We start from the raw sequence: 14,113 nt of genomic DNA, 5'->3' as shown, positions 1-14,113 counted from the left end.
TGGCTGTCGGACGGTGAGGTGGGGCCGTCCGACGCGGTGCAGTCCGGCTGTCGCATGGTGAGATGTAGCTGTCGCAAGGCGAGATACGGCTGTCGCGGCGAGGTGGGGCCGTCCGACACGGCCCGGTCCGGCCGCCCGGGCACGGCGGGGTCCGGCCGCCCGGGCACTCCGGGCGGCCGGAACCGGCCCCGCTACATCTCCTGGTCCTCCAGCACCGCCGTCTGCACCTGGGTCTGCTTGCGGCGCGTCACCCGCGTACCCCGGCCGGGCGGCAGGTTGCGGCCCTTGACGCTGCCCAGGATGAAGCCCTCCGACGGCGGGCACGACAGCAGCAGCGTCGGGGTGTTGACCTCCTGCATGCGGCGCAGCATCGGTTCGCCCAGTCCCCGGCCCGCGCCGGCGGCGGAGCGGGAGACGACCATGTGCAGGCCGACCTCGTAGCCGAGGGCGAGGTGGTTCAGCAGCGGGTCGAACGGGGCGTTCATCGCGCTGGTGCCCAGCATGTCGTAGTCGTCCACGAGGATGAACAGCCGCGGGCCGTCCCACCAGTCGCACGTGCGCATCCGGGCGGGTGTGATCTCCGGGCCCGGCACACGGGCCGTCACCGCGCGGGCGGCCCCCGCGATCAGCTCCTTCAGGGCGTCCATCGACACCGCGTGGCCCAGGCGGTACTCGTCCGGGATCGCCTCCACCAGCGCGCGGCGGTAGTCCACGACCATGATGCGCGCCTCGGCCGGGGTGTACCGGTCCATGATGGCCTTGGCCGTCAGGCGCAGCATGTTGGTCTTGCCGCTCTCCGCGTCGCCGACCACGATCATGTGCGGGGTCTCGGAGAAGTCGTGCCACACCGTGGACAGGCGCTCCTCCTCCAGGCCGATGGGCATCTTGAAGTCGCCCTTCGGAGCCGGGAGCGCGGAGAGGGGCAGCCGGGTCGGCAACATCCGGACCGGCGGGGCCGGCGGGCCCTGCCAGCTCTCCCGCACCGCCGCCACCAGACCGGCCACACCGTCGGACAGGTCGTCCGCGGCCTCCACGCCGTCGATCCGCGGGAGCGCGGTGAGGTAGTGCAGCTTGGCGTCGCGTGTCAGGCCGCGGCCCGGCAGCCGCGGTACGGTCGCGGCGCGCCGCATGTCGATCTCGGAGTCCATGGGATCACCCATCCGCAGCTCCAGGTGGGTCGCGGCCTGGTCCCGGATGGCGGACGTCAGCTCCACCCAGCGGGCGGTGGTGACGATCAGGTGGATGCCGTAGTTGAGACCGCGGGCGGCGATCGCGCCGAAGGTCTGGATGTACCGGTCGAAGTCCTGGCGCACGGTCGACCACCCGTCGATCACCAGGAACACGTCACCGTGCCGGTGCTCGGGGAACTCCCCGGCGGCCAGGCGGCGCCGGAAGGAGGCCATGGAGTCGATGCCGTTGTCCAGGAAGAACCGCTCGCGCTCCGCCAGCAGCGTGGTGACCTCGGCGACCGTACGGCCGACCCGCTCGGTGTCCAGGCGTGCCGCGACCCCGCTGACGTGCGGCAGCCCGGCCAGCCCGGCGAGCGTGCCACCGCCGAAGTCGAGGCAGTAGAACTGCACCTCGCGCGGGGTGTGGGTGAGCGCCAGCGCGGTGATGATCGTGCGCACCATCGTGCTCTTGCCGCTCTGCGGCCCGCCCGCGACGGCGATGTGACCGCCCGCGCCGGAGAGGTCGACGGTCAGCAGGTCCCGGAGCTGGTCGAAGGGGCGGTCGATGATGCCGATGGGGATGGTGAGCCGCCCCCGGTGCGCCGATCCGACGGTCGTCAGGCCCAGTTCGGGGTCCGGGGTGAGCGGCGGCAGCACCTGGTCGAGGGTGGCGGGCAGGTCCAGCGGAGGCAGCCACACCTGGTGGGCCGGCGGCCCGGCGGTCAGCAGACGCTCCACGGCCACGGAGAGCAGGGTGTCCCCGGTCTCCTCCTGCTCGGGGGCGGGCTCGGGAGCCGTGTCCGGCAGTTGGCGCGGCACGACGTAGCCACTGGTCCACGGGACGGTCTGGCTGGCCACCCGTGCCTGGTTGGCGCTGCCTCCCCGTCGCTGGTACGGGCCGGAGACGTACGCGGCGCGGAAGCGGGTCAGCGCCTCCACCCCCGACTTGAGGAAGCCGCTGCCGGGCGCCGACGGCAACTGGTACGCGTCCGGCACGCCGAGGACCCCGCGGCTCTCCATGGCGGAGAACGTACGCAGACCGATCCGGTACGACAGGTGGCTCTCCAGCTGGTGCATCCGGCCCTCGTCCAGGCGCTGGGACGCGAGCAGCAGATGCACACCGAGGGACCGGCCGAGGCGGCCGATCATCACGAACAGCTCCATGAACTCGCGGTGTGCTGCCAGGAGTTCGCTGAACTCGTCGACGACGACGAAGAGGCTGGGCAGCGGTTCCAGCGGTACGCCGGAGGCGCGGGCCTTCTCGTAGTCCAGCGCGGAGGTGTAGTTGCCCGCCGACCGCAGGAGTTCCTGACGGCGCATCATCTCGCCGTGCAGGGCGTCCTGCATGCGGGACACCAGGGCGGCCTCACCGGCCAGGTTGGTGATGACGGCGGAGGTGTGGGGCAGTTCGTCCAGACCCAGGAAGGTGGCGCCGCCCTTGAAGTCCACGAGGACGAAGTTGAGTGTTTCCGAAGAGTTCGTCAGGGCGAGCGACAGGACGAGGGTGCGCAGCAGTTCGCTCTTGCCGGAACCGGTGGCCCCGATCAGCATGCCGTGCGGTCCGGTGCCGCCCTGGGCCGACTCCTTGATGTCCAGCTCGACCGGCTCGCCGTCGGCGCCGACCGCGATCGGCACCTTGAGCCGGGTGGGGCCGGTGTGCTGCCGCCACAGCGTCTCCGGGTCGTGGCGGTGCAGGTCGGGAATGCCCAGCAGCGTGGTCAGTTCGACGTTCGCGGACAGCGGCTCGGACGAGTCCGAGGCCGTGCCCAGGCCCATGCGGTACGGGGCGAGCCGCCGCGCCAGGGACACGGCTCCCGTCACGCCGAAGCGGTCGGGCCTGCCGAGCCGGGTGGTCTGCTCCTTGCGCTCGCGGTCGGTGCGTACCAGCCCGAGATCGTCCTCGCCGACCTCGAAGCGCAGCGTGATCCGGCCGGGCCGCCAGGAGAGGGCGCCGCTCAGGTCCAGGACGACCGCGTTGCGGAAGCCGGGGCCGTCCAGGCGGTGGCCTGCCGGGACGGTGCCCCCGTCCACCACGATCACGGTGAACGGTTCCTCGCGCCCGGGTACGGCGTCCGGGTCGAACGGGGGCCGTTCCATGAACTCGGCGCCGAGCAGGTTCTCCAGCTCACCCATCGCGGAGACGGTCATGCGGGTGGGACCCGCACCGTCCGTGTCGTGCGGGTGGAGGCTGTGCGGGAGCCACTTGGTCCACTCCCAGTCCGCGCGCCGCTCGTCGGACACGCACAGCACGATCCACACGTCGTCCGGTGAGTGGAAGGTGGCCAACTGGGCGAGCAGGGCCCGGGTCACGGAACGTATCCGCTCCTCGTCGCCCCGGAACAGTACCCGGGCCCAGGCCCGCAGGTAGATCGCGATGGGCTGTTCCGGCACCGTCGAGTAGGCGCGGATGAAGCTGCGCAGGGCGTGCGCGCTGAGCGGTTCAAGGTCCTCCACGGGGTTGGTGGAGTTCGGGGTCAGCTTCAGGCTCAGTTTCTGCTCGCCGACCGCCATCCGGACCTCCCCGAAGTCCTCGTCGCGAGGGCGGCGTTCCCACAGGCGGGTGGTGCCCGTCATGGACCACAGCGCGGCGGGCTCGGGGTGGCGCCAGGCCAGGGCCAGTTGCTGGTCCACGACGGCGCCGCGGACCTTGCGCCGGATCTGGGTGAGATAGCGCAGGTAGTCCCGGCGCTCGCCCTTCAGCTTCTGCTTGCGCTCGGCGGCCTTGCGCATGAACTGGCCGATGAACATCGCCGCGGCGCCGAGCACCATCAGGCCCAGGGCGATGTAGATGAACCCGCCGGATCCCCGGGTCATACCGGGCCGCATGAACATGAACATCATGGAGACCGACATCAGGGCCATGGGGAGGTACGTCCACACGGCGGAGGTGTCGGGCACCGTCTCGGGGAGGATCGGCGGTTCCTGGAGATTCAGCTCCCCGTCGGGCATCTCCGGGCCCCTGCGTCGGGCCGGGCGGCGGAACAGGACCACACTCAAGGAACCGTCTCCTTACGGGGCAAGGGGGAGAGCGGGCGGAACGACGTCGACGTCGTCGCCGGCGGCACCCGTCGTGGTCGGCACGGTGCCAGGACGCCGGACGGGGCCTCGCTGTCGCACGCACCCTACGCCGCGCCTCCGTCCGGCGACGACCGGGCGTCCGGCCGGCGCCGGTCGGCAACCGCCGCCGGCGCGCCGCCGTGTCACAATCCTGCTACAGGACCGGATCGCGGGTCGGTCCCGCCCGGGCTCGACGGCAGGCGACGGAGCCTGCCGCGTACCCGGACCGTTCACGATGTGTTCCGCGTCCGTGCCTCGGCGCCTTCCGTGCCACGTCGTACGGTGAGCCCGCGGTCGCTTTGCGTTCCATGCCCCGGGGCGCGTCGCGCAGGGCAGGTAGCTGATACTACGATCATCGCGCCGACCGCCAACTACCGCCCCGTCCCGAGGTTTCGGAGCGCTCCCAGCGACGTGTGATGTCCGGCGGTGCGTCAGACGGCGTTCCCTGACCGTTCGCAGCAGCAACCGGAGAAGCGTGAGCCATCCCGATGACTGACACTCAGGTGGCCGAGCTGTGCCGTCTGACGGTACGAGCCCCCGCCAGGACCATCGATCTCGCCGTGCCCGCCGACGTCCCCGTGGCCGACCTGCTGCCCGCGGTGCTCGGCTACGCCGGGGACGACCTCGAGGAAGCCGGTATCGACCACGGCGGCTGGATACTCCAGCGGCTCGGCGGCGAACCACTGGACGAGGAACGCACCCTCGACTCCTACGGTCTGCGCGACGGCGACACCCTCTACCTCCGACCACGTACCGAGGCCCTGCCCGAGGTGCACCTCGACGATCTCGTCGACGGCATAGCCACCACGATGCGGGACCACCCCTTCGGCTGGACCCCCAAGGTCAGCCGGTGGGTGCTGCTCGGCATCGCGGTCGCCGTCCTCGCCGCGGGCATGGTGGTGATCGCGTGGCCCGGTGGCTCCGCGCTGTCCCGGGCCGTGTTCGCGACCGCCGCCGGCCTGCTCCTGCTCGCGGGTGCGGGCGCGGCGAGCCGGGCGGTCGGGGACGCCGGCGCCGGAGCCGCGCTGGGCTTCATGGTGGGGCCCTACCTGGCCCTGGCCGGCTGGCTGCTGCCCGGCGGCGCGCTCACCGGGCCGCACGCGCACGAGACGCTGGGCGCCAGGCTGCTCGCCGCCGGCGCCGCCGCGGCGGGCGGGGCGGTGCTCGCGCTCGCCGTCGTGGCCGCGTTCGCCGCACTCTTCCTGGGCATGGCCGTCGTCTCGGTCTTCGCGGCCGTGGCGGCCGTCCTGCTCATCACGACCGACCTGGCGCCCGTGCACGCCGCCGGGATCATCGCCGTCCTGGCGGTGGTCCTGGGCGCCTTCGTCCCCTCGCTGGCGTTCCGGATGTCCGGGATGCGCATGCCACCCCTGCCGACCAACGCGCAGCAGTTGCAGGAGGGCATCGAGCCGCACGCCACCTCCGTGGTCTCGGCCCGCGCCATCCTCGCCGACGGCTGGATGACCTCGCTGTACGGGGCGGTGGGCGTGGTCGGCGCCGGATGCCTCGTCGCGCTGGCCCGGGAGCGTGAACTGGCCGAGATCATCATGACGGTGGCGCTGTCCCTGCTGCTCATCCTGCACGCCCGGGGACTGGGCAACATCTGGCAGCGCATGTCGCTGGTGGTGCCGGGCGTCGCGGGACTGGTCCTGCTGGTGCTGGTCGCCGCCCCGGCCACGACGGCGGGCAACCGGCTGGCGACGGCCGCGGGCCTGCTCGCCGCCACGGCGGCGCTCGCGATCGCCGCCTGGACCGTCCCCGGCCGCCGGCTCGTGCCGTACTGGGGCCGCGCGGGCGAACTGCTGCACTCGGCCCTGGCGGTCAGCATGCTGCCGCTCGCGCTGTGGGTGCTCGGCGTGTACGGCACCCTGCGGTCCATCAACGGCTGACCGGAAGGGAGACACGCTGCCATGCAGTCCAAACGCGATCAGGTCCACGCCCACATGTTCGTCATGGGCCGGCTGACCTCGGGCATGCTGCGCGCGGATCCGGACGCTCCGGAGAGCCCCCAGGGGCGGACCAACCGGGGGGTGGTGATCGGCATCGTGATCGCGGTCCTCCTGTCGGCCGGGTCCTTCGTCCTCGGGCTGCTCAAACCCGGCACGAAGGACTCCTGGCGAGAGGCCGGCACGCTCGTCGTGAACAAGGACACCGGCTCCCGTTACCTCTATCTGGACGGGCGGCTGCGGCCGGTGCGCAACTACGCCTCGGCGCGGCTGCTCGGAGGCGCCGACATGAAGGCGGTGGCGGTCGGTTCCGGCTCCCTGAAGGGGACGCCGCACGGGTCACCCGTCGGCATCACCGGCGCCCCGGACGCGCTGCCCGGGAGCGGGGACCTGGACACCGGTCCCTGGCGGGTCTGTTCCGGCAGCGGGACGGGCTCCACCGGCACCACCGTCGCGGTGGGTGCCCCGGCCGACGCCGCCGGCCTGCCCACCGGCAAGGGCATGCTGGTGACCGGGCCGGACAAGGCCGGCTATCTGGTGTGGCGGGGCAGCAAGCTCCGGCTCGACGAGGACAGCCGCGCCCGCGAGGCCCTCGGCTACGGCTCCACGCCCCGGCTCCCCGTCTCGGCGGCCTTCCTGAACGCCCTGCCGTCGGGCCCCGACCTGCGCCCGCCGGACGTACCCGGGAAGGGCAAGGACGGGCCGTCGCTGGGTGGCCGGGAGTCCCGGATCGGCGAGGTCTTCCGGGTCACCGTGCCGGGCTCCGCCGACCGCTACTACCTGCTGCGCAAGGAGGGGCTGACCCCCCTCACGTCGACCGGCGCCGCGCTCGTGCTCGGCGACCCGGAGACCCGCGAGAAGGTGTACGGGGGCGGTGCGGCGAAGCTGACCGCCCTGGGCGCGGACGTGCTCAGCGGCCATCTGGCCCCGGGGGCGGGCGAGACCGCCGAGGACCCGGACCTGCCCTCGGCGCCGCCGGAGGCGGTGGCCCTCGGTGAGGACCACACCGTCTGCGTACGGATCGAGCCGGGCGCGCGCGGTCCGCGGATCAGTGTGGCCCTGACCGGGACGGGCTCCCTCGGCCCGGCCGCCCAGGCGCCGCCCGAGGGACTCACCCCGGCCTGCATGCCGGTCGGCACCATCACGGTTCGGCCCGGGGGCGGGTCCCTGGTGCGCGCGCTGGGGGCGAGCGGGAGCAAGGTCGGCGCCACCGTCTACCTGGTGACGGACACCGGAATGAAGTACCGGGTGGGTACGGCGGACGCGCTCGGGGCACTCGGCTACACGCAGGGCCAGGTGCGCGGACTTCCGGCGCCACTGCTGGCGATGCTGCCGACGGGGCCGGACCTGACCAAGGAGGCCGCGGCCACGGGCCGGAGCGGTAACACCACTCCGCGCTGCGACCGGAAGTGAAGGAGCCGTCGCACCGGCCGCGCGGTGGGGCGGGGAGAACGCATCGCGGCCGGGAGGAAAGGTGAACATCACGTAACACACAGGGAATTGACCGTGCCACCGGAACGTGACGGGATCACCGGACGTCCTGAAACGTGAAGGCATGAGGTCTCGGCTGACGGGCAGGGTGGATGCATTCGCCTTGGACCCGCAGCGGAAGGCCTGAAACATCCGGTCGGAGCCGAGAAGGTGACTCAAGCCATTGAATCGTCAACTCCTTTCTCCATAGGCTCCCTTCGTCCGAACCACCCGGACGCCGGTCCTCCGGCCGCGTCCGGTCACGCACCGCGCTGCCCGGCTCCCAGAACCGGCGGCGTGACACTCCAGGAGGAGCAGGCACATGGCAGGCACAGGCGGACAGCAGTCACTGGCATCAGCGACACAGAACGGCGTCACCGCGCTGGAGATGGCCTTCACCGGCGTGCAGAACAGCCGCCAGGACGTGGAGAACATGAAGCACAACCTGGCCTCCGGCTACGCGGGCAGTGACGGTGGCCGGTTCCAGGAGCTGCTCGACCGCTGGGACGGGCAGGCGGAGATCATCTCCCGCAACCTCCGCGACATGGTCACGACGCTGGAGGAGACGATGCGCGCGCAGGGCATCCAGCAGTCCACCGCGAACGAGTCCATCCAGCAGGCGTACAACCGCTCCGAGGAGATCTTCAACGCGCTGGCGGGCTCCACCGCCGGTCGCTGACGACCGCCCCCGCTCCCGGCTTCCTGACCGGCATCCGGGCGCCGCGACACCCTTCCCCTCTGCAAGACCCGGCGCGAGACGAGGACCACCATGACCCCCCCGCTTGACTTCACCGACGGCCAGATCTACGTCGACTACTCCCACATGCAGAACGCTGCCGAGGACATGGTCCAGCAGACCAAGGCGATCGACAGCATCCTCACCAACCTCGAGGCGGAGCTCCAGGAGCTCCAGAAGACCTGGGAAGGTGACGACAAGGCGGTGTACACCGAGAAGCAGGCGGCCTGGAACCACGCCGTCGAGGAGATGAAGCGCATCCTCGCCGAGAACTCGGCCCTGCTGAACGAGGTGTCCGACAGCTACCAGTACAGCGAGAAGTCCCTGACATCGCTGTGGGAGAGCGTGCGCATCGGCAGCTGACCGGAGGGCGACACGCCCTTGGTTCTCTTCGGGCGGCCGTCCGCGTGTGTCACGCGAGCGGCCGCCCGCTGTCGTGAGAGCGGCATGGCGCCGCCCCCGTTCCGCGTCGCGTGGAGCGCCGGCGCCCCCCGCCCGCGCGGAACGCCCAGGAAGCCGACGGAACCCCATGGAGACAGGAGTAGTACGGCATGGCGGAGAATTCCCCCGCAGTCAATCTCAACAAGGCCTGGCTGCAGAACTTCCTTGACAACGACGTCATCCCGTTCCTCGCCGCGGTCAAGAAGATCAGGGAGGACGGGGACTCACCGGACAAGGTGCTCGTGCCCGCGATCCCCAATCTGCAAGGCGGGGAGGACGGGGCGAACAAGGCACCGGGCTTCTTCGACGGCCAGAAAGTACCGCTCGCGATCGGGACGATGGCGGGCGACAAGGAGGGCCGGACCAACGGTGGCTACCTGATCAAGTCCCTGAACGAGATGGTGGATCAGCTCGACGAGATCCTCAAGCTCCAGGTCGAGCTGTTCGAGGAGATCGAGGACAACCTCGAGGACACCATCGAGGAGATGTTCAAGACCCAGGACGACAACCTGGAGAAGATCGACGGGAAGAAACTCGTCGACTTCTTCGAGGGCGTGGACGAGGTGCTCTCCGAAAGCAGCGGCGGCTCGAACGACAAGAAGGACTGAGGGTCGCCCCCGGGGGCGTAGCCGTCGCGGCCGTCCGCGCAGCCGTCCTCACCGGCGTCCGCCGACGCCGTGGCACCGTGGCCCCCGGGCCAGCCCGTTCTCCCCATCCGTCCTGACCGAAAAGGCACCTTGGCATGGCGCTCGACTCCAGCAAGATCACCGGTAACCTCACCAGCACCAATGACAAGTGGGCCGAGGCGGTCAGCTTCTTCACGGGATACAAGGTGCCGGCCAGGAGCGACCTCTTCGACACCCTCGTCGGAAACGAGGGAATCCCCCTGATGAAGGTGGAGATATCCGACGTGGGTTACGTCGACTACGTCGACACCGAAGACCTGAACTGGTTGTACGAGAACGCCGGTTCCGACATCCAGAACACCGACTTCGTCATCCCCTTCTACTACACGAAGGGCGGGACGGGCTCCGACGTGTCCATGCACAAGGCCCGTATCACGCTGCTCGGCAACAAGGGGGACGGCAGGGTCCCGAGCCAGGGCTACTTCGAGGGCGGGCAGTTCTCCAGCAGTATCGACGGCCACCTGGGGATGGACGGCAAACCCACCTGGGACACCACTCCGCTGACCCAGTACGCCTTCGGTGCCGGGCTGGCTCTGGAGGAACTGCGCAACAACGAGAAGGACGGTACCTACGGCTTCAGTTGGAGTGGAAAGGACGTGGCGGACGGGGATTCCGTCACCCTCGCCAACTTCGACGTGGTGGCCGGCGCCTTCGACCGGGTCGCGCAGTTCTTCTCCACGCAGCAGAAGGTGGTGGAGGAGTGGCAGAGCAGGGTCGGCAAGGAGAAGAACGACGCGTGGCGGGGCAAGGCGGCAGGCGTCTTCTGGGACCTCGTCAACAAGGTCAACAAGCAGTACACGGACTATGCGGAGGACATGAGTTCGGGTACGGGCTACTCCAAGCAGGGCAACGAGATCCGGCAGGCCAAGAAGGACTTCGCGGAGGCGGTGAGAGACCTCCACAACGTCTGGATGAAGTGGGAGTGGGAGTACGGCAACCCGTTGATCCTCCTGCACAAACTGCTCTCGGCGGTGGCGAAGTACATCTGGGACAACAACCTCACGAAGATCACCTATGAGATCGAGACCTACGGGTCGTACGGCGGGGGATACACCTCCTACACGAACTACATCGCGGAGGACCATTTCAAGAACAACGCCGCCATCGACGAGATCAAGGACATAGGCGGCAAAACCGTCGCAGCTGAGGAATTCGGCGATCTCAAGGATCTCGGCACCTGGCTGAAGGTCGGCAACAAGGCCGTCGAGATGTGGCAGCAGACCGTCATCGACCAGCTCGACGCGGCGGCGATCACGGCCATGGAGAAGGTGCGCAACAGCTGGAGCAACAGCAACTTCGACCTGGGAGCCGTGAAGTCCCGGGGCTCCAGCGGCACCCTCGCGGAGGACTACAAGGACGACAAGGCCGAAGTCGCGGAGGAGGACGCCAAGAAGAAGGAGGACGACGCGAAGGCTGCGGCCGCGGCCGCAGCCAAGAAGCAGGAGGATTTCATCCAGTGGCAGAAGGACCAGGCCGCCAAGGCCGAGGCGGAGCGGAAGAAGGAGAAGGAGGAGGCCGAGCGTAAGGAGAAGGAGGCCAAGGCCGAGGCTGAGCGTAAGGAGAAGGAGGCCAAGGAGGAGGCGGAGCGTAAGGAGAAGGAGGCCGAAGCCAAGGCGGCGGCGGCCAAGGCCGAGCAGGAGCAGAAGGAGAAGGCGGCCGAGGCCAAGGCGGCGGCCAAGGAGGCCGAGCAGGAGGCCAAGGCCGAGGAAGCCAAGAAGGAGCAGGACGCCAAGGAGGCCGAGGCCAAGGCCCAGCAGGAGGCCAAGGAGAAGGAGGCCGAGCAGAAGCAGGCCGAGCAGGAGGCCAAGCAGGAGGCCAAGCAAGCCGAGCAGGAAGCCAAGCAGGAGCAGAAGGAAGCCGAACAGAAGGCCAAACAGGCCGAGCAGGAGCAGAAGCAGGAACAGATCCGCAAGGAGCAGGAGGCCAAGCAGGCGGCGGCCCAGGCCCGTGCGGAGAACATGCAGATGATGCAGATGAACCAGGCCAAGTCCCAGCAGGAGGAGGCGAAGAGGGAGCAGGCGGCCAAGGAGGCCGAGGCCAAGGCCGAACAGGAGGCCAAGGAGAAGGAGGCCGAGCAGAAGCAGGCCGAGCAGGAGGCGAAGCAGGAGGCCAAGCAGGCGGAGCAGGAGGCCAAGCAGGCCGCCAAGGAGAAGGAGGCCGAGCAGAAGCAGGCCGAGCAGCAGGCCAAGCAGGACCGCCTCCGCACCGAGCAGGAAGAGCGTCAGGGGCAGCAGCAGGCAGAGCAGGAGAAGAAGCAGGCCGAGGCCGAGGCCAAGGCGGAGGCCAAGCAGGCGGAGCAGGAAGCGAAGCAGGCCGCCAAGGAGAAGGAGGCCGAGCAGAAGCAGGCCGAGCTGCAGGCCAAGCAGGAGCAGAAGCAGACCGAGGCGGAGGCCAAGCAGGAGGAGATCCGTCAGGAGCAGGAGAAGAAGCAGGCGGAGGCGCAGGCCAAGCAGGACGAGGTCCGTCAGGAGCAGGAGAAGAAGCAGGCGGAGGCGCAGGCCAAGCAGGAGGAGCTCCGCCAGGAGCAGGAGAAGAAGCAGGCCGAGGCGGAGTCCGCGTTCGACAACTCCCGTCGGGACCTCTTCGGCGGCGGCGATCTGCCCGACCTGTCGTCCACCCACATCTCAGGACCCGTCAACGACGGCGTCCTGGACCTCCCCGGCGGCGGTGAGTCGCGCATCGACTCCAGCGGCCGGGTGATCACGGACTACCCCGACGGTTCCACCGTCACGATCGACCCCGCCACCCACTCCTCCACCGTGACCCGGCCCGACGGATCGACCATCTCCGGGCCGCTCAACACCGGTGACCTGCTGCCCGTCCCCGGCGGCGGCACCACGCACCTGGACCCCAGCGGCAACGTGGTCACGGAGCTGCCGGACGGCTCCACCCAGACGATCAACCCGGACACCGGCACCACCACCATCACCCGTCCGGACGGCTCGACCGTCTCCGGCTATCTGGATGACTCGGGCCCCTCCTCCCACAGTTCGGGACACCTGAACAACGGCTCGCTCGACTACACGCCTCCGTCCTACGACTACCCCTCCTACGAGGAGGAGTTGTTCGACGACAAGCCCTACGAGTCGCCCCTGGCCGGCAGCGGGGCCTCCGGCGGGGCGACCACCCCCAGTCACAACCGCCCGTTCCTCAACAGCGGAGCGTTCCCCGGTCCCGGCAGCGGGATCATGGGCGACCTGGGCGGCGGTACAGGTACCGGCACAGGCGGCGGCACAGGCGCCGGCGCCGGCACGCCGATGGGTGGCGGCATGGGTGGCGGCATGGGTGGCGGTATGGGCGGAGGTATGGGAGGCGGCGGAGGCCAGTCGGACTCCGGCGAGCGCGTCCGTAACGTCATCGACGGCGAGGTGGTCAAGAACCGTCGCCCGAGGCCCGGCGCGGGCGCTCCCGTCCGGAACGGCCGGTACGCGGACGACGAGGTGCGCGTCGCCACCGGCGCCCCGACCGCCGGTGGCACGCCGTTCCTCCCGCCGATGGCCGGCGGTGGCGGCGGTGGCGCGCCCGGCCAGCAGACACAGACCCAGAGCGGTGACCGTACCCGGGACTCCTGGGTGCCGGAGGACGAGGACGTATGGGGTACGGACGAGGGTGGCGCGCCGGCGGTGATCGGACGATGACCGGTACGGCGGCGGCCTCCGGAGAGCCTCCAGCAGCTACTCCAGCAGCTGCTGGACGGAGGGGAGTTCGCATCATGCACACACGTACGGCAGAATCGCGTACGAGCAGGTGGAGAGGGAACCGTTGAGCGAGTCGATGGAACAGAAGCTGGCCGAGGCCATGGCCGAGCTGACGGCCGTGCAGGAGGCTGTCGCACGGGCCGAGAGCGAACTCGGCGAGGCCTCGGCCACCATCCGGTCCCGGGACCGTGCCGTAGAGGTCACCGTGGGCCCGCAGGGCGAGCTGACGGCGCTCAAGTTCCCGGACAACAAGTACCGCGGCATGACGGGGCCTCAGCTCGCCGCCTCGGTGCTGGAGGCTGTCCAGGAGGGGCGTGCGCAGATGGCGCGCAGAGTGATGGACGTCTTCGAGCCGCTGACGCGTGCGAGCGGCGGCCCGACCGGCCTCAGGGGCGTGGACATCGACTGGGACCGGGCGTTCGGCACGGCACTCGACGGTCCGGACGGCGGGAGGAGGCGCTCGGCGGCCCGCCTGCACGACGAGATCCACGAGGACTGACTTTCCGTAGAGAGCGACGAGGGAGGTAACCATGGCGGGGAAGTTCACCGCTGACCCCGGCCGGATACGCCGCGGCGGCGAGATGATGGAGGCGTTGCCGGAGAGGACGAACAAGATCGCTGACGACTTCATCTCCGACATACAGAACTACCGGGGCTGGGCGGGTTACAACGACGACTTCGCCCTGGAGGTGCTCCCGAAGTTCGAGTCGAACAACCAGGCGTGCCTGGATCTGATCAGGGCCGTGGGCACCGCCTTCTCGGAGCTCCGGCAGGCCGTCTGGGCCAATGGTCAGCACATCGAGGGTGTCTCGGCGTACGCGAACGAGCAGATCGGGCGGCAGGCGTCGAGCCTCGACGCGCTGGGCGGGGACTCCGCCGGGGGCGGCAGGCACTAAGTGGAGGAGATCGA

The 14,113-nt window shown here is 70.0% G+C and carries 9 protein-coding genes; 8 read left to right on the top strand and 1 reads right to left on the bottom strand.

Going from position 1 to position 14,113, the window contains the following annotated elements:
* Positions 1-191: 191 nt before the first annotated feature.
* Positions 192-4,160 carry a type VII secretion protein EccCa gene (gene eccCa, locus ACH4VO_RS11400; RefSeq protein ID WP_360991780.1) on the bottom strand — a complete coding sequence of 1,323 codons (3,969 nt, stop codon included), beginning with the start codon at positions 4,158-4,160 and terminating at the stop codon, positions 192-194.
* A gap of 554 nt (positions 4,161-4,714) precedes the next feature.
* Here eccCa and eccD point away from each other — a divergent pair.
* The 8 genes from eccD to ACH4VO_RS11360 all read left to right on the top strand — a co-directional run bounded on the left by eccD (position 4,715) and on the right by ACH4VO_RS11360 (position 14,099).
* The gene (gene eccD, locus ACH4VO_RS11395) at positions 4,715-6,115 is read left to right on the top strand and encodes a type VII secretion integral membrane protein EccD (protein ID WP_360991662.1); all 1,401 of its coding nucleotides are present in this window, start codon (positions 4,715-4,717) and stop codon (positions 6,113-6,115) included.
* A 21-nt stretch (positions 6,116-6,136) separates the two neighbouring features.
* Positions 6,137-7,585, top strand: a complete 1,449-nt coding sequence (eccB, locus tag ACH4VO_RS11390; protein WP_360991659.1) for a type VII secretion protein EccB — start codon at positions 6,137-6,139, stop codon at positions 7,583-7,585.
* Between the two features lie 379 nt (positions 7,586-7,964).
* The gene (locus ACH4VO_RS11385) at positions 7,965-8,321 is read left to right on the top strand and encodes a hypothetical protein (protein WP_360991656.1); all 357 of its coding nucleotides are present in this window, start codon (positions 7,965-7,967) and stop codon (positions 8,319-8,321) included.
* A gap of 90 nt (positions 8,322-8,411) precedes the next feature.
* Positions 8,412-8,741, top strand: a complete 330-nt coding sequence (locus ACH4VO_RS11380; protein WP_360991653.1) for a WXG100 family type VII secretion target — start codon at positions 8,412-8,414, stop codon at positions 8,739-8,741.
* Between the two features lie 188 nt (positions 8,742-8,929).
* Positions 8,930-9,427 (top strand): type VII secretion system-associated protein, encoded by a 498-nt coding sequence (locus ACH4VO_RS11375; RefSeq protein WP_360991650.1) that lies wholly within the window; start codon positions 8,930-8,932, stop codon positions 9,425-9,427.
* 134 nt (positions 9,428-9,561) lie between these two features.
* Positions 9,562-13,143, top strand: coding sequence for an AAWKG family protein (locus ACH4VO_RS11370; protein ID WP_360991648.1), 3,582 nt, complete (start codon positions 9,562-9,564; stop codon positions 13,141-13,143).
* Between the two features lie 124 nt (positions 13,144-13,267).
* A complete protein-coding gene (locus ACH4VO_RS11365; protein WP_360991645.1) occupies positions 13,268-13,702 on the top strand; it encodes a YbaB/EbfC family nucleoid-associated protein in 435 nt (144 codons plus the stop codon).
* Between the two features lie 31 nt (positions 13,703-13,733).
* Positions 13,734-14,099 carry a hypothetical protein gene (locus ACH4VO_RS11360; protein WP_360991643.1) on the top strand — a complete coding sequence of 122 codons (366 nt, stop codon included), beginning with the start codon at positions 13,734-13,736 and terminating at the stop codon, positions 14,097-14,099.
* Positions 14,100-14,113 lie beyond the last annotated feature (14 nt).

The organism is Streptomyces sp. NPDC020780 (genome assembly GCF_044334475.1).
In the GTDB taxonomy this organism is placed as follows: domain Bacteria; phylum Actinomycetota; class Actinomycetes; order Streptomycetales; family Streptomycetaceae; genus Streptomyces.
This window is presented reverse-complemented; position numbering and strand designations above follow the sequence as displayed.

Bases quoted from the DNA above. Each gene is read 5' to 3' on its own strand.
- eccD (WP_360991662.1), top strand. From the start codon at position 4,715: ATGACTGACACTCAGGTGGCCGAGCTGTGCCGTCTGACGGTACGAGCC.
- eccB (WP_360991659.1), top strand. From the start codon at position 6,137: ATGCAGTCCAAACGCGATCAGGTCCACGCCCACATGTTCGTCATGGGC.
- ACH4VO_RS11385 (WP_360991656.1), top strand. From the start codon at position 7,965: ATGGCAGGCACAGGCGGACAGCAGTCACTGGCATCAGCGACACAGAAC.
- ACH4VO_RS11380 (WP_360991653.1), top strand. From the start codon at position 8,412: ATGACCCCCCCGCTTGACTTCACCGACGGCCAGATCTACGTCGACTAC.
- ACH4VO_RS11375 (WP_360991650.1), top strand. From the start codon at position 8,930: ATGGCGGAGAATTCCCCCGCAGTCAATCTCAACAAGGCCTGGCTGCAG.
- ACH4VO_RS11370 (WP_360991648.1), top strand. From the start codon at position 9,562: ATGGCGCTCGACTCCAGCAAGATCACCGGTAACCTCACCAGCACCAAT.
- ACH4VO_RS11360 (WP_360991643.1), top strand. From the start codon at position 13,734: ATGGCGGGGAAGTTCACCGCTGACCCCGGCCGGATACGCCGCGGCGGC.